16 protein-coding genes are annotated in these 20090 nt (G+C 52.0%); 3 read left to right on the top strand and 13 right to left on the bottom strand.

Translation table 11 applies throughout. The features are described 5' to 3' along the window. Positions 1 to 119: 119 nt before the first annotated feature. Positions 120 to 1730, bottom strand: coding sequence for a long-chain-fatty-acid--CoA ligase (locus C772_RS05135; RefSeq protein WP_008297974.1), 1611 nt, complete (start codon positions 1728 to 1730; stop codon positions 120 to 122). A gap of 237 nt (positions 1731 to 1967) precedes the next feature. On the opposite strand from C772_RS05135, the gene C772_RS05140 reads away from it, so the two are divergent. Then, positions 1968 to 4010 carry a prolyl oligopeptidase family serine peptidase gene (locus C772_RS05140; protein ID WP_008297975.1) on the top strand — a complete coding sequence of 681 codons (2043 nt, stop codon included), beginning with the start codon at positions 1968 to 1970 and terminating at the stop codon, positions 4008 to 4010. Positions 4011 to 4054: 44 nt separating this feature from the next. Here C772_RS05140 and opp4C read toward each other — a convergent pair whose 3' ends face one another. The 5 genes from opp4C to C772_RS05165 form a co-directional block, all read right to left on the bottom strand. Then, the gene (gene opp4C / locus C772_RS05145; protein ID WP_235046378.1) at positions 4055 to 4912 is read right to left on the bottom strand and encodes an oligopeptide ABC transporter permease; all 858 of its coding nucleotides are present in this window, start codon (positions 4910 to 4912) and stop codon (positions 4055 to 4057) included. Between the two features lie 81 nt (positions 4913 to 4993). Then, entirely contained in the window at positions 4994 to 5944 is a 951-nt protein-coding gene (locus tag C772_RS05150) for an ABC transporter permease (protein ID WP_008297978.1), read from the bottom strand. Positions 5945 to 6036: 92 nt separating this feature from the next. Next, positions 6037 to 7665, bottom strand: coding sequence for a peptide-binding protein (locus tag C772_RS05155; protein ID WP_008297980.1), 1629 nt, complete (start codon positions 7663 to 7665; stop codon positions 6037 to 6039). A gap of 98 nt (positions 7666 to 7763) precedes the next feature. Beyond that, complete coding sequence (locus C772_RS05160) at positions 7764 to 8795, bottom strand: ABC transporter ATP-binding protein (protein ID WP_008297982.1); 1032 nt, start codon at positions 8793 to 8795, stop codon at positions 7764 to 7766. After that, a complete protein-coding gene (locus C772_RS05165) occupies positions 8792 to 9772 on the bottom strand; it encodes an ABC transporter ATP-binding protein (protein ID WP_008297984.1) in 981 nt (326 codons plus the stop codon). The genes C772_RS05160 and C772_RS05165 overlap by 4 nt, the downstream gene beginning before the upstream one ends. Before the next feature lie 236 nt (positions 9773 to 10008). Between C772_RS05165 and C772_RS05170 the strand changes: the two genes are divergently transcribed. Beyond that, the gene (locus C772_RS05170) at positions 10009 to 11115 is read left to right on the top strand and encodes a M24 family metallopeptidase (RefSeq protein WP_008297986.1); all 1107 of its coding nucleotides are present in this window, start codon (positions 10009 to 10011) and stop codon (positions 11113 to 11115) included. 138 nt (positions 11116 to 11253) lie between these two features. Beyond that, on the top strand, positions 11254 to 12537 hold the full coding sequence (gene rpoN, locus C772_RS05175; protein WP_008297987.1) for an RNA polymerase factor sigma-54: 1284 nt from the start codon (positions 11254 to 11256) through the stop codon (positions 12535 to 12537). 50 nt (positions 12538 to 12587) lie between these two features. Here rpoN and C772_RS05180 read toward each other — a convergent pair whose 3' ends face one another. From C772_RS05180 to C772_RS05210, 7 genes are all read right to left on the bottom strand, one after another. Further along, positions 12588 to 12860 carry a hypothetical protein gene (locus C772_RS05180; protein ID WP_008297988.1) on the bottom strand — a complete coding sequence of 91 codons (273 nt, stop codon included), beginning with the start codon at positions 12858 to 12860 and terminating at the stop codon, positions 12588 to 12590. 75 nt (positions 12861 to 12935) lie between these two features. After that, a complete protein-coding gene (locus C772_RS05185) occupies positions 12936 to 14435 on the bottom strand; it encodes an aldehyde dehydrogenase family protein (protein ID WP_008297989.1) in 1500 nt (499 codons plus the stop codon). 16 nt (positions 14436 to 14451) lie between these two features. Then, a complete protein-coding gene (gene dapA, locus C772_RS05190) occupies positions 14452 to 15348 on the bottom strand; it encodes a 4-hydroxy-tetrahydrodipicolinate synthase (protein ID WP_008297990.1) in 897 nt (298 codons plus the stop codon). Between the two features lie 34 nt (positions 15349 to 15382). Beyond that, a complete protein-coding gene (gene nhaC, locus C772_RS05195; protein ID WP_008297991.1) occupies positions 15383 to 16819 on the bottom strand; it encodes a Na+/H+ antiporter NhaC in 1437 nt (478 codons plus the stop codon). A 41-nt stretch (positions 16820 to 16860) separates the two neighbouring features. Beyond that, the gene (locus tag C772_RS05200; protein WP_008297992.1) at positions 16861 to 17760 is read right to left on the bottom strand and encodes a proline racemase family protein; all 900 of its coding nucleotides are present in this window, start codon (positions 17758 to 17760) and stop codon (positions 16861 to 16863) included. Then, positions 17761 to 18813, bottom strand: coding sequence for a proline racemase family protein (locus C772_RS05205; protein WP_008297993.1), 1053 nt, complete (start codon positions 18811 to 18813; stop codon positions 17761 to 17763). Beyond that, positions 18810 to 20003: an NAD(P)/FAD-dependent oxidoreductase gene (locus tag C772_RS05210; protein WP_008297994.1), complete on the bottom strand. Its 1194-nt coding sequence runs from the start codon at positions 20001 to 20003 to the stop codon at positions 18810 to 18812. Before C772_RS05210 ends, C772_RS05205 begins: the two co-directional genes overlap by 4 nt. Positions 20004 to 20090: the final 87 nt, after the last annotated feature.

A 20090-nucleotide genomic window follows, 5' to 3' on the forward strand; every position in this document is an offset into this window, starting at 1 on the left:
GGGAATTATATACAATTAAATCGATAAGGACTATATGATTACCATAATTCATGAAATAGATAGGTCCAAAGACATTAAAAAGACCTGCCAAGGCAGGTCTCTTGATGACTATTTCATGTTTAGTTAACGAACCTTCCGGAAGCTGCTACACCCTTATGGGATTCCCAGTAGTCATTCCGGAGATGAACCTTCTGGATTTTTCCTGAAGCGGTTTTCGGCAGTTCATCGACAAAGGTTACGCCGGTGACGGCCTTGAAATGCGCCAGCTTGGAGCGGGAGAAGTCGATGACGTCCTGTTCACTCAGGCCGGTGCCTTCCCGGAGGACGACGTAGGCATGCGGGGTCTCTCCCCATTTCTCATGCGGGACCGCGATGACGGCCGCTTCCACGATATCCGGGTGCTCATAGAGTGCCCCTTCCACTTCAATGGAGGAGATGTTTTCGCCACCGGAGATGATGATGTCCTTTTTCCGGTCGGTGATGTCGATATGGCCAAATTCATCAATGGTGCCCATGTCTCCCGTATGGAGCCAGCCGTTCCGAAGGGCCTCCGCGGTTGCTTCTTCATTTTTCCAATAGCCTTTCATGACCCCATGGCTCCTGACAACGACCTCGCCGATCGACTTGCCGTCATGAGGCACTTCTTCCCCGAAGTCGTTGACAACACGGACATCGTTTCCGACCATCGGGTAGCCAGCCTTCGCTTTTAGTCGGGTGCGCTGCTCGGCCGGAAGATGTGCTTCCGTCGAACGGCTTGATGACGTCAGGCTGAGCGGTGATGATTCGGTCATGCCGTACACCTGGATGAACTCCCAGCCCAGTTCATCCTCGACACGTCGGATAAATGCCGGCGGCGGAGCGGAGCCCGCGATGACGATGCGGAGATCGGCGGTGCCGGTCTGCGGCTTCTCTGAATCATAGTACTGCAGCAGCGAGTTGAGGACAGTCGGTGCCATATGCACCGACGTCACCCCGTGGGAATTGATGGCGTCATAAATCGTCTCCGGACGCGCCTTTCTGAGGCAGACATGTGTCGCTCCGTTTGCCGTGTAGTAGAACGGCGCACCCCAGCCATTGACGTGGAACATCGGCAGGACGTGGAGATACGTATCCGTATCATATACCCGGAGATGGTGCATCAGCGACATCGCATGCAGGTAGTTGTTCCGGTGCGTCAGCATGACGCCCTTCGGGTTGCCGGTCGTCCCGCTTGTATAGAGCAGGCTCGCGACGTCGTCCTCCTCGACCTCCGCCCGGTTAAACGGCTCTTCCGGGAACTGAGCCAGCCAATCGTCGTAAGACGTCTCTTCTGTCTCTCCGTCATGATAATGGACGATGATCCGCTCGACGGTTTCGAACTGGTCCTTTACCGGCTCAATCAGATGAAGCAGATCCTGGTCGGCGAACAGCACCTTGGATTCGCTATGATTGAGGATGAACAGGTAATCCTCCGGCTTGAGCCGAATATTGAGGGGCACCATGACGGCGCCTGTCTGATAGATTCCGTAGAATCCTTCCAGCATCTCCAGAGTGTTCGGAGCGAGGTAAGCGACACGGTCCCCCTTCTGCACGCCGAGCGAGCGGAGGCCATGGGACAGGCGGTTTACCCGCCCGTCCAACTCGTTATAGGTCAGCCGGCGCCCCTCGTCGTGGTCGATCACGGCCGTTTTTTCACCGTACAGACGGACAGCACGGTCCAGGAAGTCAGTCAATATCAGCGGTACATTCATGTCTGCTCACCTCTTGTTGGAATGTTGAACTTTCTGATAAATAAAATTATATCATCTGTTGTATATCAACCTTCCTTTAGTTGCCAAGAGAGCGTTTTCTTGATTAAATGACCGCCTGAACTGTATGAATACAGAATTCGCTGAAAACTTGTTTATTCCTGGAGAATCGAGAAATGTTCTCTCTCATGGCATGTTACTTGCATCCTTATTGATGAACAACTAAAGGGAGGAAATGATATGAGCACACCTACTGCAAAAACTGATACCGTTGATTTTTATCACGGTCATGAAATCCGAGACCCCTATCGATGGCTAGAGGAATCAACGCATCCCGATACGGAAGCCTGGGCAGATAATCAGAATCAGAGAACACGCACCTATTTTGATTCGCTTACCGTTCGTAATACCATCCAGAAAAAGCTTGCCGGGCGCTGGAATGCCGTAAAATTCTTTACACCCGAAAAAGTGAACGGCGAATATTTCTATCAGAAAAATAACGGTCTGCAGAACCAGCCGGTGCTCTACCGTTCACACAACCTCTCAGATTCAACGCCTGACAAGGTGATTGACCCGAACGAGATAAATCCGGAAGGCACGACTGCACTGACCGCACTTTCATTCAGCGGAAAAGGATCTTGGCTCGCATATGCCCTGTCGGAAAACGGAAGCGACTGGCAGACGATCCGGATCCGCAACCTTGAAACCGGCAAAGACCTCCCGGAAATCATCCGATGGGCCAAGTTTACGGACATCGCATGGACAGAGAATGAGACTGGCTTTTACTATAGCCGTTACCCCGAACCGGGCACTGTGCCGGAAGCGGATGGAAGCAACTACAACCGGCTTTATTTCCACCGGCTGAATACCCCTCAATCTGAAGACCGCCTGATTCATGAACGGCCTGATGACAAGGAACTGTCGTTCAGTGCTACCTTCACCGATGATCATCGTCACCTTATTCTCCAATCATGGAAAGGCACTGAAAACAAGAGCCGCCTCTACTACCGGGAGGCAGCTTCCGATGGGGACTTCCTCCCCCTTGCCCCTGATGACGACGGCTACTACTCTTTCCTGGGGAATTCGGAAGGCCGGTTCATCCTCTACACCACTGCCGGTGCCCCAAATGGGAGGATCATCTCGGTTGATCCGGAACACCCGGAAAAAGAGCACTGGCAGGAAATCATTCCTGAGCAGGAAAGTGTTCTCTACTTCCCGAAACTCGCCGGGAACCACCTGATTGCGGCTTATATGGAACATGCCTGGCACCGTGTTGAACTGTACAGGACGGATGGAACTCATGTCAGAAGACTCGACTTGCCCGAAATGATCTCGGTATCGAACATTCAGGTATCCAAAAAAGAAGGTGAAGTGCTGATCGGCTATACGTCCTATCTCACTCCCACGACGATTGCCCAATACACGATTGAATCGGATGAATTGGTCACCGTTCTGGTGCCGGAAGGCGGATTGGATCCTGACCTCTACACCACCCGGCAGGTTTTCTATCCTTCTACTGACGGCACACAGATTCCGATGTTCATCACCAGCCGGAAAGACCTGTCGCCCGACGGCTCCCATCCGGTCCTGCTCTATGGTTACGGTGGCTTCAATATCAGTATGACGCCGGCTTTCAACGCCTCGAACGCCATGTTCATCGAGGACGGCGGCATCTATGCCGTGGCGAATATCAGGGGCGGCGGGGAATACGGCGAAGAATGGCACCAGGGCGGTACATTCGGCAATAAGCCACAAGTGTTTGACGACTTCATTTCAGCTGCGGAATGGCTGATTTCGGAACAGTGGACGAAGCCCGAAAAGATCGCCATCATGGGCGGAAGCAATGGCGGCCTGCTTGTGGCAGCCTGCCTGAACCGAAGACCTGATCTGTACGGCGCGGTCATCTGCCAGGTTCCGGTGACCGATATGCTCAGGTACCATAAGTTCACGGTCGGCCGATTCTGGACCTCGGAGTTCGGCCATCCGGAGGAAAATGAAGAAGATTTCCGGAATATCATTGCGTATTCCCCGCTGCACAACATTAAAGAACGTGAACATCCTCCCCTTCTGATCACAACCGCGGATACCGATGACCGTGTCGTCCCTCTTCACGCGATGAAGTACGCGGCTGCGATGCAGGAAGCCCAAAAGGGGGATGCCCCCATCCTGCTACGGATCGAGAAGGATGCAGGACATGGGCTCGGCAAACCGGTGTCAAAAATCATTGACGAACATGCGGACATCTATTCGTTCCTTTATACACACTTGGATATGGATGCCTGAACAGCAGAGGCCGCTCTCCCGATGGAGAACGGCCTCTTATCTTTTCAGTCATCAATTTTAGGATCAAATGCATCACGGAGTCCGTCGCCGACAAAGTTGAACGCCAGAACCGTAATCAGGATCATGAAGCCGGGAAACAGCGGGTACCACCAGGCACCGAGCATGATCTGTGGGTTTTGTGCGCTCTGCAGCATATTCCCCCAGCTCGGGGTTGGCGGCTGGATGCCGAGCCCGAGATAACTCAGACCGGCCTCAGCGAGAATGACCCCTCCCACTCCCAGCGTCGCCGATACGATAATTGGCCCCAGCGCATTTGGCAGGATATGAGAAAATATAATGCGGGTGTTGCTGATTCCCAGTGTTCTCGCCGCCAGTACAAATTCTGACTTCCTGAGTGAGAGGAACTCACCCCGAACGAGGCGGGCGGTACCTGTCCATCCAAATACCGCAAAGATTGCAATCAGCGTAAAAATGCTCGGCTCAAAAATGGTCACGAGGGTAATGAGCAGGAACAGTGATGGAAATGAAATGATTGCATCCACAATCCGCATTAGCACAGCATCCAATATTCCCCCAAAGTACCCGGCAATCGCACCGATGACCGTACCAATGAATATCGAACCGGCAACCGAGGCAAAGCCGACCAGCAGGGAGATTCTGGCCCCGTACAGGAGACGGCTCAGCGTATCCCTGCCGAGATTATCCGCTCCCAACGGGTAGTCCTTCCCCGGCGGCGCCAACTTGTCGAGAAGAACCTGCTGGCTCGGATCTTTAGGGGCCAACATAGGTGCAAAGATGGCAGCCCCGACTATAATGATCAGCAGAACCGCCCCGATTACTGCAAGTTTGTTTTTCATGAATTTCCTGAGCATCACTTTCCAAATGGCCTCATGCCCTATCAAGCTATGGTCTTCTGCTGAGACGGGTTTATTCGGTATCCGCCTCTCATTGGTCAGTGTCACGGTCTCCTCTCCTTTCCTCCATCAATACTCGATCCTCGGATCAAAGACTGCATATAGAATATCTGCCAGCAGATTTCCGATCACGACCAGTGTCGCCGCAATGACCACAACCGCCATGATGACCGGATAATCGCGCTGGAAGGCCGCCTCCATGAAAAGCAATCCGATGCCCGGCCATGCAAAGACGCTCTCGATGATGACCGAACCGCCGATGAACGAAGGCAGCATGAGTCCGAAAATCGTGATGATCGGAATGAGCGCATTCCGAAGACCATGCTTGAAAATGACCGTCTTCTGCCGGAAGCCGTTTGCTTTTGCCGTCCGGATATAGTCCTGCCGCAGCACATCGAGCATGCTGGACCTCGAATAGCGCGTCAGACCTGCCATGTCGGCTGTTGCGAGAACAAAGGCAGGCAGAACCAGGTGATGAAGACGGTCCCATATACTGAACGGTTCACCGTATGTCGCGACACCGCCAATCGGGAACCAGCCGAGATGAACAGACAGCACCATGATAAGGACCAATCCGATCCAGAAGTTCGGAGTGGCGACACCCAGGAAGGAGACGACGGTGATTGCATAATCCTGTAATGAATTTCTTTTTGTTGCAGACCAGACCCCAAGGGGAATGGAGATGATGAACGCAATGAATGTAGAAACGAGCATCAGCAACAGCGTGTTCGGCAGCCTCGCGGTGATGAGTTCACTTACCGGCACGCCTTGGCGAATAAACGACTCACCAAAGTTTCCCTGAACCATATTCCCGAGCCATCGCCCATATTGGACGACGATGCTGTCATTGAGACCGTAAGATTCCTTGTAAGCCTCCAGGTTCTCCTGCTTGATCATCGGATCCATCATCAGAGCCGTGGGATCGCCCGGAGCCATTTTCATGATTCCGAAGGAGATGACGCTGATGAGGAATAGCAGAGGAATGGCCATCAGGCACCGACGGATGATATAAGTTGTCATATCGATCACTTCCTTCCTGTCAAACATCTAAAGTAATAATACCGGGCATCACCCGATTGGGAGATGCCCGCCATGATTCATTGGGAACAGTTTTATTGCTCAAAGTACCATTCATGGATCTTGTAATACGTATTGGCGGCATTGTACGATGGTCCGACCAGTTTAGGCGAGATTGCCAGATAACCTTCAGGATAGTACAGGAAGGTGTTTGGCTGATCCTCGGTGACAATGGCATCTGCCTCGGCAATGACGGCCTTTCTTTCTTCCAGATCCGCAATCTGGGTGTTCTCTGAGAGAAGTTCATCAACCTTAGGGTTGGAATAGCCATTGTAGTTCAGTCCGGCTTCAATTTCGGACGTGTGCCAGAACCATGTCGGATCCGGGTCGCTGCCGATTGACCAGCCTGCCACAATTGCGTCGAAATTCCAGTTCGGCGGACTTGTCTGTTCAACATATGCGCTCCACTCAAGCACTTCAATCGACGTCTTGATGCCGATTTCCGCCCACTGTTGCTGGGCAACTTCGGCAATCTGCTGGCGTATCTCGTTGGCGGACGTTGTTTTCAGAGCAAACTCAAACTTTTTGCCGTTCTTTTCAAGGATGCCATCAGGACCCGGTTCCCAGCCGGCTTCTTTCAGGAGTTGCTTTGCTTTTTCAGGGTCATACTCGAACTTTGGAACATCCGGGTTAAACGCCCAGTTTGCAGGGCTTCCCGGTCCGTGTGCCACTGTACCGGCATCGCCGAGAATGGCCTGGATGATGGCTTCCCTGTCAATGGCATGCGTCAATGCGTGGCGGACCTTCTTGTCCTGGAACAGTTCATTTCTGAGGTTGTATCCGATGTATTCGAATGCATTGGATGGACCGGACTCGAGCTTCACCATGCCCTTGGCCTCAAGATCCTGTGCCATCCCCACATACTCCGGCGAAATACCGGCCATGCTGATCTCGCCGACCTGCAGCTGTGCCATCGACGTATTCGTGTCAGGAACAATCTTATAAAGCAGTCCATCCAGCTTTGGCGCGCCAAGATGGTAGTCCTCGTGCGCCTCTAGTGCAATGTATTCTCCTTCTTTCCATTCCTTGAATTTAAACGGACCGGTTCCGATCGGCTCTTTCGTATTGAACGGATGCTTACCCAGCTCCGCTATTGGCACTTCACCGAGAATATGTTTCGGCAGAACTTCAAATTGCGCCGTGATCGTGATAAATGGTGCGTACGGCTCCGATAGAACGAATTCCACCGTGTAGTCATCAATTTTATTGACTTCTTCGATAATCTCGAACGGCAGGCCTCTTGGTCCAACATAATCCGGGTCTTTCGGGATGGTGTAGGAGAAGACGACGTCGTCAGCCGTCATCGGTTCTCCGTCATGCCACTTCACGTTTTCCCGAAGATGGAACGTCCATCGCAGGCCGTCATCCGTGAAGTCCCAGCTTTCCGCGAGGTCACCTTCCGGGTTAAAGTCCTGGTCAACGGTAACGAGACCGCTGAAGAGAAACCCTTCAATCGTCGAACTGGATGTATCAGTGGAGTAGTACGGATTGAACAAAGTCGGCGCGGCAGTCGTAGCCAGGACGAGGTTGCCCCCCTCAGCTTCCGAACCTTCCTGTACCGCTGCATTTGCATCAATATTTTGTGCCTCTTCCGGCTGCGAGCAGGCGCCAATCATCAAGATCATTGCGAGCGCTGCGACCTTCCATAGTGGTTTTCTTAACATGTAAATCCCCCTTTTTTATTCATTGCTGATTCATCGTTATTAACGAATGCAAAGTTATTGGCAGGCGAACCGGACCACCCCCTTTCCTGGAACCGCTTTTAATTGAACAAGTGGCAGGCGACATGGCGTCCGGGAACTACTTCACGGAACACAGGCTCTTCAGATCCGCACTGCGGCATCGCATATGGGCAGCGGGTATGAAAAACGCAACCCCCGGGCGGATTTGCGGGACTCGGCAGATCTCCCTTTAAGATGATGCGATCGCGCTTCACAGCGCCTCCCTTCCGGATCACCGGAACCGCCGAAAGAAGGGACTGTGTATACGGATGAAGCGGTTCATCGTACAAACTTTCCTTATCTGACAGCTCCATGAGCTTCCCAAGATACATCACGCCGACTCTATCCGAAATATGGCGGACAACACTCAGGTCATGGGAGATAAAGATGTAGGTCAGGTTAAATTTCTCCTGCAGATCCTCCAGCAGGTTGACGATCTGGGCCTGAATGGACACATCCAGGGCGGAAACTGCTTCGTCCGCAATAATCAGCTCAGGATTCAGGATGAGGGCGCGGGCTATGCCGATCCTTTGGCGCTGGCCTCCCGAAAACTCATGCGGATAATTGTTGATGACCGTAGGGTGAAGTCCGACCGTCTGCAGAATCTCCGCGATATGGTCCATTCGCTCTTCCCTGCTATTCAGAATCCCATGTACACGGAGCGGTTCCATAAGAATGCTGCCAAGTGACTTTCTCGGGTTAAGCGAAGCGTTTGGATCCTGGAATACCATCTGCATGTTTCGCCGCAGGACCGGGCCTAAATCCCGCTCTTTCAACTTGGTGACGTCGTTGCCGCCAAACAGGATCTTGCCGTCTGTCGGCTCATACAGGCGGATCAGGGCGCGGCCGAGCGTTGATTTTCCACAACCCGACTCTCCCACGATGCCAAGAGTTTCCCCTTTCTTCACTGTAAAACTGACGTCGTCGACCGCTTTGACAGATCCGGTAGTCCGCTGAAGAATGCCCGTCTTGATTGGAAAATGCATTTTCAGTTTCTGTACGTCAAGCAGGTTCTCATGGAATCTCTCATTGGCTTTCTCTCTTTGGGAGAGCAGTATATTGGCCTTACTCATTCGACCACCTCCCCATCATAGAGAAAGCAGCGCACGCACCGGCCGTCTTCACGAACGTACATCCCCGGAACTTCCTCCGTACATCTTGCAAATGCTTTGCTGCATCGCGGAGCAAACTTACATCCCGGCAACACTGTTCCCGGAGCAGGCACGTTTCCTTTGATGGATTGCAGACGGGTGATCTCGCCTTCAATGGCTGGAATGGAATGAATCAGGCCCTCTGTATACGGGTGGAGAGGCTCTTCAAACAGATCATCGACATCGCTGATTTCAACAATCTGTCCTGCGTACATGACAATCACCCGTTCCGCCAGCTCGGATACGACACCGAGGTCGTGTGTGATCAGCAGAATGGAGGTTGAGAACTTCTTACTCAAATCCTTCATAAGTTCCAACACTTGTGCCTGTATCGTCACATCCAATGCAGTCGTCGGTTCATCCGCAATCAGCAGCTTCGGGTTGCATGACATCGCCATCGCGATCATGACACGCTGCCGCATACCGCCGGACAGCCGGTGGGGATAGTCTTTTAATGTCTTTAGAGGATCGGAAAACCCTACAATTCCGAGCATTTCCGCCGCCTTTTCCGTCGCTGTTTTCTTGTTTACTTTCAGGTGGTGCATGATGACGCCCGTCAGCTGATCGCCAATCGTCAGCACCGGATTCAGCGAAGTCATCGGTTCCTGAAAAATCATGGCAACTTCCTTGCCGCGGATGTCATACATTTTCTTCTCGGGCATCTGAACCAAATCGACACCGTTCAGTTTGATGGAACCATCCACGACCTTGCCGGCAGGAGCAGGCACCAATCCCATAATGGAAAGAGAAGTCATGCTCTTCCCGCAACCGGATTCCCCGACGAGTGCCACGGTCTCTCCTTTACCGATCTCAAAATCGATGCCGTCTACCGCCCGAATGGTCTTTTTATTTTTTTTGAAATACGTTTTTAGATTGGAAACCTCCAAAACAGCGTTCATTTTCCCCCTCCTCATGCTTCTGTGCCTGTTAAATTTAACTGCAATTTCTATGCCAACTTCGAACTATTGTATTGCGTACATACACCGGTCCTATTTATCCATATGCTCCCGTAAACCGTCGGGAGATTTAGACACTACATTAAAAATGTCAAAATGTTTTGACATAATGTGAGGGATAGTCCGTGAAAGAGAGGAACAAAACTTGCATAATGGACTTTAATAAGGAGGTCATGAACATGAATCAATATACAGCCAGACAAGTACATTTAATGGAATCACTTAAGGATCACGGCTTGAATGGATCCCTGATCCTCTCGCCGGCCAGTATTTTTTATTACACCGGGTTTCTTTCGGATCCCCATGAGCGGTTTATGGCTTTGGCAATCTCTCCGGAAACCGGGCGGGCTATCCTGTTTGTTCCGGCACTGGACTATGAAGCTGCCTCCGGTATCGCGGCAGTGGACCAAATCATTCCCATTTCCGATGATCAGATGCCGATGGAGGTTGTTAAAGAAGCCATTCCAAAACTGTCGGGCCCTGTCGGAATCGAACCGAAAGCTTTAAATTACGAACGATACGTATGGTTGACCCAAACATTCCCTGACATATCCGTCAGGGACATCGAAGAACTTATCAGCAAGCAGCGGCTTTGCAAATCGGCTGAAGAAGTGGAGTCCATCAAAGAAGCCATCCGCATCATCGAGCAGGTCATGGAGGACGGTGTCCGAAAAGTGAGGCCGGGCATGATGGAAGCCGAGCTCATGGCAGAGCTGGAGTACCTGATGAGAATGCATGGTGCGGACGGGCCGTCGTTTTCCACCATTGTTTTGTCAGGCGAGAAGGCCGCCCTTCCCCACGGTTCCCCTGGCGGCCGAAAAATCGGCGCCGGTGACTTTCTCCTGATTGATATGGGCGTGACCAAGGACGGCTACTGCTCGGATATCACCAGAACCTTCATTATTGGAGAGCCTACTGAAAAGCAGAGAAAAATCTATGACATCGTCCTCCGGTCCAATGAAGCGGGCATCGCGGCTTCACGGGGCGGTGTTCCGCTTGGCAGCATCGACGAAGCCTCCCGGAAAGTGATTGAAGACGAAGGGTACGGAAAATTCTTTAACAATCGGGTCGGACATGGGGTAGGCATTGAAGTGCATGAGGCCCCTTCCGTGCATGGGAAAAATACATCCCTTGCGGATCCTGGCAACGTATTCACCATTGAGCCCGGCATCTATATTTCCGGCTATGGCGGTGTCAGAATTGAGGACATTGTCCATATCCGTGAAGACGGTCAGGCAGAAGTGCTCACCGCCTCCCCCAAAACAATCCGAATCATTGAAGCTTGAAAACCAAAGGCCCGGGCGCATGAGCTAAAACATGTGCCCGGGCTATTTCTTAAAAATGATGTCGAACTAGTCTGTCAAATATGGTAAGCTGTCCATAAGAAACCGCTTACAAGACATGCTGCAAGGGGGATGAATTAGGTGCAGCTTACTATGACGCAACGCCAGGAACTCAAGCTCATCATGACGATGGAACTCAGGCAAGCCATTGAGCTTCTGCAGTATTCCACCTTTGAATTGGAACAGTTTATCAGGGAGCAGGAAGCCGAGAATCCGCTCATTGAGCTGAAAGAACGCGATGATACCGGTTCCTACGATTCACCTTTTCCAAAGGTTTCGGGAGGAGAAGGGTTAAAGACCGACTGGATAAAGGCCCCCAATGCCCTTTATCGGGACGACCTGGTCTCCATGGTGCGACTCACCTATTCGGATGAAGATTCCATTCGTTTGCTATCTTACCTGATACAAAATCTGGACGACAACGGGTATCTAATCCTTCCTGAAGACTGCAAAATTGGAGAAGATCTCCTGACTTTAGGCATCCGAATGCTCCAGGAAATCGGGCCGTCCGGCATCGGGGCCCGCAATTTGCAGGAGTGTCTTCTCCTGCAATTGGACGAGGAGTCGGATTCGTTGGCCCGGCAGATCGTCAGTCATTGCTTCCCTCTCCTCGCATCGCGTAAGTGGAAAGAGATCGCCCAAGCTTTACAGATCACACTGGCTGACGTGAAATCAGCTGTCGACCAGATCCAGACACTTAATCCGAGGCCATGTTCACTGATAAATGACCAACAGACCGACTATACCTTCCCGGATGTCATTGTGACTGAACGGGAGGGCAATCTGGAGTTCCTCCTGAATGATGGCCATCTGCCCGAAGTGAAGTTGAACTCGGATTATCTTCCCTACCTGAACGCAAAAGATGAGGTGGGCAGCTACCTTACCGAACGGCACAAGCAGTATCGCTGGCTCCTCAACAGCCTTGAACAGCGCCGCGAAACCCTCATCAAGATCGTCCGGGTTCTGGCTGAAAAGCAGCAAGCCTTTTTCATCAAAGGTCCGGAAGCGCTGAACCCCCTCACGATGCGGGAGGTTGCGGAGGAAATCGGCATGCATGAATCTACGATCAGCCGGGCGACTGCCAATAAAATCATCAAAACTCCCTCTGGAACGTTTGAGATGAAGTCACTCTTCACTTCAAAGCTGGAGTCTGCCGGAGGACTGTCTGTCTCGCAAAGCAAGGTGAAAAGCTTGCTTAGGAAATACATCGATCAGGAGAACAAGAGCAGGCCGCTGTCCGATCAGAAGCTTGCAGAGCGCTTAAAAGATGAACAAGGGATTACGGTTTCCCGCCGGACGATCAGCAAGTACCGCGAGGAAATGAACATCCCTTCATCTGCACAAAGGAAAGATATTGTCGTCTGAACCCAAACAAGACCGGGAGGGATTTCTCCCCTCCGGTCTTGTTATTTGCGTTATTTTCCAGAAAAGTGCCCCAGCCAATAGCGGTTGAGCAGAATGATAAATCCCCCGAGCAAGACTGCCTTAAAAACCAAGAGTTGGCCCATGCCGTACGCAGATATACCCGAAATCAGCAGGGCTCCCCCCAAGCAGGCCGTAATTCGGACACACCTGTGGAAGCGACCTTCAGACGCGCGTTGAACAGCACGCTCCATAGCCCACATCAGAACCAGAAGGAGCAATATAGATCCCAACGAAATCCCCAAAAACTCAAATACTGTGAGCATTTCTTCATCCCCCTTTAGAGAAACATCAATCCCCCCTCTACTATACAATTTTTAAAAACAGAAAAAATATTTAGTTTATTTATTTGGGTCTTTAATGTTTACGAATACACTCTTCACTTCTGTATAGTTGGCGAGCCCATAGTCGCCACCCATTTCCCTGCCGACACCTGATTGCTTGTAACCGCCGAATGGCATGGTCTCCCACTCAAGACCGAAGTCATTAATCCAGACTGTCCCGGACTGAAGCTTGCCTGCAATATAGTGGCCAGACTTGATATTGGTCGTCCAGATACTTGCAGCCAGCCCATAATCACTGTCATTTGCCCGCTTGATGACTTCCTCGACCGTATCAAACGGGAAAACTGCCATAACCGGCCCGAAGATTTCTTCACGCGCAATCGTCATGTCATCCTCTACATCCGCAAAGATCGTCGGGCGGACGAAGTACCCTTTTTCTCCGGCTTTTGTGCCTCCAGAAACTAGACGGGCTCCCTCTTCCTTCCCCTTTTCGATGTATTCAAGGACTGTTTTCTGTTGCTTTGCGGAAACGAGCGGACCCATATCGGTTTCGGGGTCCAGACCCGGACCAATCTTGAGGGCATCTGCACGTTTTGCCAGTTCATCAACTACCTGGTCATAGAGGCTTCGGTGTACGTAGACTCGTGTGCAGGCGCTGCAGTTCTGCCCATGGTTATACATCGTTCCACTGAAGACCCCTTCAATCGTCTCTTCGAGATCAGCGTCAGCCAGCACAATGGCTGGCGATTTGCCGCCAAGTTCGAGCGTAACGCCCTTGATCTGATCTGCAGCCTTTTTCATGACTTCTTTGCCAACAGCGGTGGATCCGGTAAATGCCACTTTGTCCACATCCGGATGAGTCAGGATCGCTTCTCCTGCCACGCGTCCGGCGCCTGGTACCACGTTTACGACACCATCCGGGAATCCGGCCTCCTTAAAGAGCCGGGCTGCATAAAGCAGAGACAGCGGCGTCTCACTGGCCGGCTTGATGACGACAGTGCAACCGACCGCCAGCGCCGAACCCAGCTTCCAGGCTGCCATTGCAAGCGGGAAGTTCCATGGGATGATCTGTCCGACCACACCGACCGGCTCATGGACGGTATAAGTGACATAATCAGGGGAGACCTGCGTGGTCTTACCGAAGATCTTAGTTGCCCACCCGGAATAGTAACGGAAATGCTGGACCGTGCCGTCCACGTCATCCGACAGTGCTGTTTCATACGGTTTACCGTTGTCGAGTGACTCGAGCTGAGCGAGCTCTTCACGGTGTTCTTCCAGGAGGTCCGCAAACTTATAAATCAGATGCGCCCGTTCGGCCGCCTCCATTTTCGTCCACTCACCTTCATCAAAGGCCTTTCGGGCAGCGGCTACCGCCTTGTCAATATCCTCTTTTTGGGCTTCGCTTACCTCAGCAATGACATCTTCCGTCGCGGGGTCAAGAACCTGAAAAGTTTTCCCGCTTTCAGACAGGACATATTCTCCGTTGATATAAAGGCCTTTGATCCCCTCAAGGAATTCCTTCACCCTCGGTTTCAGTTCGTAATTGACTGCTTGCATGTTCTCTCCCCCTTAATTATTGATTTACTGTTTCAAGGTTTGCCATCAGTTCTTTGAGCCGTGCGTCTTCTTCATCGGTCAGCGGCATCCTTGGCTTACGGCAAGGTCCGCCTGCCCACCCTTTGAGCTCCATTGACCGCTTTGCGATCTGTACGTACTTGCCGGAACCCTCTAGGAATTCGCAGAGAGGAAGTAAGCGATCATACAGGCTCCATGCTTTTTCAAGGTCCCCAGCCTGGTATGATTCATAAATATCTGTTGCGAGTCGAGGAACGATGTTTCCTGCGACCGAGATCCATCCGGTTGCCCCGATAAAGAAGGATTCAAGGATAAGTTCCTCAGAACCGCAGAAGACTTGTATATCGCCTGCACCTTGACGCGCGATATCACGCGCTTTCCTGATGTCCCCGCTTGATTCTTTAATATGGGTAATGTTTGGCACATCCCGGCCGACTTTCAGCAGAGTTTCTGTGCTGATATCAACACCGGTTGTGGACGGATTGTTATAAATCATAATCGGCAACTCGACCGATTCCGCAACCGCTTTGAAATGGGCGTAAATTTCTTCTTCTGTGGGATGCGAATAATACGAGTTAATGAGAAGTGCAGCATCGGCCCCAGCCTTTTCAGCCTGTTGAGTGTATTCTATGGCGTCTGCAGTTGTTTCTGCAGCTGTGCCCACGATAAGCGGTATGCGGCCATCGATTTGTTCCACAGCGATTTCAACCGCCTTAAAACGTTCTTCTTTAGTCAGGCTGACAAATTCTCCGGTACTGCCATTGATACATAGGCCGGCCACACCTTCTTGGATGAACTTTTCGATGTTCTGGGCCAGTCCTTCGTAGTTGACCGATTCATCTTCGTGCATTGGTGTAACAAGAACAGGAAACGCGCCTTTGATTTCTTTTGTCATGATTGATTCCTCCAATTGTGTTTGATTGCCGGCTTCAGGACAGATTCAGCTTTTTCCCTGACATTGTCCGCTTGGCAGCCGGCGCTGCTTCTGGCTGTGTATACCAGATGAACATATTGCGATAGCCATAGATCAGGCAGATGATAAGCGCAATAAAGTTGAACCAGAGAAACGGCAGATAACTGAGTGTCGAGACGCCCAGTGCGGCCGCCATAAATACGCCCCCGTCAGACCATGGCACCATCGGAGTGGTCAGGGTTCCCCCGGCCTCTGTGTTTCTCGATAGGACCCGGCGATCGATATGGAGCCGGTCGTAGTTGTCTTCGGTAATTTTGCTTGCGGTGATGATCGACACATACGCCGCTCCGCCGAAGAAGTTGCCGAAGAACCCGGAAATGATAGTCGCAAGCGTGGCGTTCCCCGAATTGTTCGCCCACTTGGCGAGATAGTGACCGATCGCCCGCAAGATGCCGATCCGTTCCATCAGTCCGCCCACTCCGAGAGCGAAAATGATAAGGACGATGACATCCAGCATAAAGACGATTCCGCCGCGGTTCAGCAGATTGTCAATAAACGGAACGCCAGACTCGATCGCATTGCCTGCATAGAGAATGTTCACCGAGTCCAATAAGGATTTCCCCTGGAAGAGGAACGCCCACAGAGCACCCAGAACAGCCCCAAACAGGATGACCGGAATGGATGGCTTTTTCATTGCCAGGAGAGCAATGACCAGCACGGCCGGGATCAGCATGTACCAGCTGATATTAAAATACTGCTCGAGGGAAGCCATGGTCTGAGTGGCGCTGCTCATGTCCCCATCTCCCCTGTAGAAGAACCCGACTCCCAGGAAGAGGAGTGCCGTGATGACCCATGCAGGAGCGCTTGCCGTCAGCATGGACTTGATATGCTCGATCAGGTCCACCTTAGACAGGGACGCTGTCATCACCGTTGTGTCGGAAAGCGGTGAAAGCTTGTCCCCCACATAACAGCCGGAGATGACCGCACCCGCAACGAGCGGAAGCGGAAAGCCGAAGCTTGCACCGATTCCCATCATTGCGATGCCGGCTGTGCCGGCCGAACCGAATGACGTGCCGGTCGCGATGGAGGTTACCGAACAAATAATAAACGCTGCCAGAAGGAAAATACTCGGGTTGATGACGGAGAGGCCAAAGTAGATGATGGACGGCACAACTCCGCCCGCAATCCATGTCCCGATCAGCGCACCCACGGAAATGAGAATGAGCACCGCTTCGAGCCCGTCGTTAACCCCTTTTAACAAGCCATCCTGCATCTGCTTGTAGTTGTATCCAATTTTCAGGCCGACGACCATGATCAATCCCCAGGTGGCCAGCAGCGCAAGTTGGATGGAGATCCCAAACTGGACGATGAACAGATACATGACCAGCGTGAATCCAATTAGGACGAACAGGATCTCCGGCACAGAGGGAAGTCGCTTTGTATCTTCTCTCATAAAATACCTCCTTGTCGTTCAAAGTTTTGACATTGGAACCTTCAGACGATCAGAAAGCCTTGGGCAAGGGGGTCTTCACGGTCAAGTACAAACTGATGGGCTCCCATTACATACGTTTCTGTACGGACAGAAGCCGGTCCGTCATTTGACTCTGCCTCGAGGGTGCTGCCGAAAATGCTGGTATTGGAGAGCCGGACGTGTCCACCCTGTTTTTCCTGCAGAGCCAGGAGAGCAAGAGTGGTGTCAATCCCCGGCGAACGCCGAATATAGCCATCCCTTTCAAACGTCACACTCCTAAACCCTCCATCCGGTCGTTCTTCGACGAGGGCAATTCCGGAAACTTCAGGGTCTGTCCGGACACATTCCGCGACTTTTGCAGTCCCCCACTCATTGATCACGGACAGATGGGCAAGATCAATCTCCGGAATAACCGGAGGCAGCGGATAAATGAGGTAATGTCGCCGGCCATCAATCAGGACCGACGCTGCCTGCGTTGAACGGGAAACTGAAGCGGATTGGTTATGCACACTGATTTCCGTTACTTCATCCCCATCAAAAACAGCCCTTACTTCGATAACCCCTTCTGTCGTCTCCACCGTGTAACGGCCGTTCTCCCGTCGCGCCAGGCCCCCCATTTCAAGCAGGGTGCCGATTGCGGCCAGAACCCCTTCATATTTGAATCCGCTTACTTTCTCATGACAGAAAAATAGCAATCCGATATCCGCACGGTTGGAAGCGACAGGAATGATTCCGTGCATCCCCCGATGACCACGCGGCTCGTTCAGAAGAAGATTTTTCTCGGTTTTAAAGTGATTCGCAAGTTCTTCGGACTGCGACTTTAAATCAGATGATTTGAATCGGATCGGTGATTGCGTGACGATCCGGTATGCCTCCCCGGCTACATGGGCATCCATTGAGCTGAACATTTTGCCGAACTCCATTTACACCCCCTCCTTTGCTGTTTCGCAGGCTGGCTCATGATCCATTGGAGGAATCAGAAGATACCCCTCGCGGAGCGGATCGCGCTCGTTGTAAAAGAACTTGTGCATCCCCATCACCCAAGCTGAACCTGTTACTTCTGTCACCACTGCATCAAGCTGTCCGGCTTTCGCGGTATCTATCACGCGTGCCTTAAAGAGGGTTCCCACGATGCTTTCGTGCACAAAACGCTCTTTCATGTGAATCTCACCATAGGAATAAAGAGTGGCAAGCTTGGCGGATGTTCCCGTCCCACAAGGAGAGCGATCAATCCCGCCAGGCGGAACAACCACAGTATTCTTAACGTCGGCTTCCGGATGCACCGGATCGGCAAAGAATTCAATATGCGTCAGCCCCCGGATAAACGGAAATTCCGGATGAACGATTTCCTCCCGTTCATTGATTGCATTTCGAATAAGAATCGCCTTGCCGACAATTTCAGCAGCATGTTTCTCAGTCAGTTCAATGCCCAGTTTTCGAGCGTCAATGATGCCATAGAAGTTCCCTCCGTATGCAATATCTGCGGACACTTTCCCTATGCTCTCCACTTCAATCTCGATTGATTTCAGAAGAAAGGCAGGGACATTCTCGAACGTCACTTCCTTCGCTTTTCCGCCCTCCACCAAAATCTGAACATCAATCAGCCCGGCTGGCGTATCAACCTTAAGGTTAGTGAACGGCTCCTGCACTTCGACCAACCCGGCTTCAATCAAAGCCGTGCAAAAACCGATTGTGTCATGACCGCACATCGGCAGGTAGCCGCCTGTTTCAATATAAATCACTCCGACATCCGCATCAGGATGGCAGGGATCGGTCAGAAGTGCGCCGGACATAACACTGTGGCCCCGTGGTTCGTTCATGAGATGCTTGCGGATCCAGTCATAATGCTCCTGCATGTAGAGCATCTTCTCTCCCATCGTTTCCCCTTCCAGTGACGGAAGGCCGCTGATCAGCGTTCTCGTCGGGTTTCCTCCCGTATGGGTGTCGATTGTCGTAAACAGACGCTGATATTTCATCCGATTTCCACCTCCACCTTCTTCTCTTTAAACCGGCTGATCCGGAGAGGATCGGTCGGAATGCACGTTTCTTTGCCGCCCAGCATTTCCTCCATCACTTTTCCGGTTACTGCGGCCAGGCTGATTCCGTCTCCTTCGTGACCCGCCGCGATATAGAAGCCTGGTACTTCCTCAACTTCAGAAACGACCGGCAGATGGTCTTCCGTCCATGGCCGGAGCCCGGCATATGTCCGAATAACAGTCATGTCGGCCATTTTTGGATAGAAGCGCATAGCCCGTTTTGCGATATAGCGTGTCACTTCATGATTCACCCGCGTATCGTAGCCGGCAAACTGGCGGCTGCTTCCAATCAGGAAGTTCTGGCTTTCCGTCGGCTCGAAGACGAGGGCAACCCCGTACTTTTCGGTCATTTCGTCCACGACCCGCTCGCCGCCGAACTTGGAGATCAGATATCCGAACTCCATCACTTTCCGGAGACCGACCGGCTGCTGGCGGGACGCAACGATCAGCTGGCCCTTCCTCGGATAGATCGGGACATCCACCCCAAGCATCTTTCCGATATGGGGAGCCCAGACACCGCCTGCATTGACGACTTTGTTTGCGGTAAATGTAGCGCCATCCGTTTCAATGACAAATCGGCCGTCGGGGTCCCTCTTGAGGTTTTTGACTTCCGTATTGGTATGGATTACGGCCCCCTGCTTCTCAGCGGAATAGAACATGGAAAACGTCAGCATATAGGGATTCACCGTTGAATCGGTCTTGCACTCAAGCCCGCCGTACAGGTCATCCGCGAAATACTTTGATTCATTTCTCAGGTCTTCGCGGTCCAGCATCCGGAAGTCGAGCCCTGCCTCGCACTGCTGTGCCACCCACTTTTGGGCAGCTTCCATTTCGGCGTCATTTTCACAAACGAGGATGCTCCCCGGATTGCGGTATTCGAACTTCACTTCCAGTTCCTTGTCGAGCTCATGTACCAGCTTCTGGCTGACCAGTGACATCTGACTGTCAAAACCCGGATCTTTGTCGATGGCAAGGATATTGCCGTCACACCGGGAAGACGTCCCGCTCGCGAGAGCCCCTTTTTCCAGGACTGTGATATCCAGGCCGGCCTTTGTACCGTAGTAGGCGATTGCCGCCCCGATGATGCCGCCGCCGATGACGACGATGTCCCGATGTTCATGGGATAACAAATAAAATCCCCCCTCCTAAATCGTTCTCACCGTTTATATTGCAAGTGCCATGCCAACTTTTTTGAAGAGGGTGAAACTCAACATTTC

The organism is Bhargavaea cecembensis DSE10, assembly GCF_000348905.1.
Classification (GTDB): Bacteria; Bacillota; Bacilli; order Bacillales_A; family Planococcaceae; genus Bhargavaea; species Bhargavaea cecembensis.

Coding starts and splice junctions, on each gene's coding strand:
- C772_RS05135 (WP_008297974.1), bottom strand. CDS start 1,730: ATGAATGTACCGCTGATATTGACTGACTTCCTGGACCGTGCTGTCCGT.
- C772_RS05140 (WP_008297975.1), top strand. CDS start 1,968: ATGAGCACACCTACTGCAAAAACTGATACCGTTGATTTTTATCACGGT.
- C772_RS05150 (WP_008297978.1), bottom strand. CDS start 5,944: ATGACAACTTATATCATCCGTCGGTGCCTGATGGCCATTCCTCTGCTA.
- C772_RS05155 (WP_008297980.1), bottom strand. CDS start 7,665: ATGTTAAGAAAACCACTATGGAAGGTCGCAGCGCTCGCAATGATCTTG.
- C772_RS05160 (WP_008297982.1), bottom strand. CDS start 8,795: ATGAGTAAGGCCAATATACTGCTCTCCCAAAGAGAGAAAGCCAATGAG.
- C772_RS05165 (WP_008297984.1), bottom strand. CDS start 9,772: ATGAACGCTGTTTTGGAGGTTTCCAATCTAAAAACGTATTTCAAAAAA.
- C772_RS05170 (WP_008297986.1), top strand. CDS start 10,009: ATGAATCAATATACAGCCAGACAAGTACATTTAATGGAATCACTTAAG.
- C772_RS05180 (WP_008297988.1), bottom strand. CDS start 12,860: ATGCTCACAGTATTTGAGTTTTTGGGGATTTCGTTGGGATCTATATTG.
- C772_RS05185 (WP_008297989.1), bottom strand. CDS start 14,435: ATGCAAGCAGTCAATTACGAACTGAAACCGAGGGTGAAGGAATTCCTT.
- dapA (WP_008297990.1), bottom strand. CDS start 15,348: ATGACAAAAGAAATCAAAGGCGCGTTTCCTGTTCTTGTTACACCAATG.
- nhaC (WP_008297991.1), bottom strand. CDS start 16,819: ATGAGAGAAGATACAAAGCGACTTCCCTCTGTGCCGGAGATCCTGTTC.
- C772_RS05200 (WP_008297992.1), bottom strand. CDS start 17,760: ATGGAGTTCGGCAAAATGTTCAGCTCAATGGATGCCCATGTAGCCGGG.
- C772_RS05205 (WP_008297993.1), bottom strand. CDS start 18,813: ATGAAATATCAGCGTCTGTTTACGACAATCGACACCCATACGGGAGGA.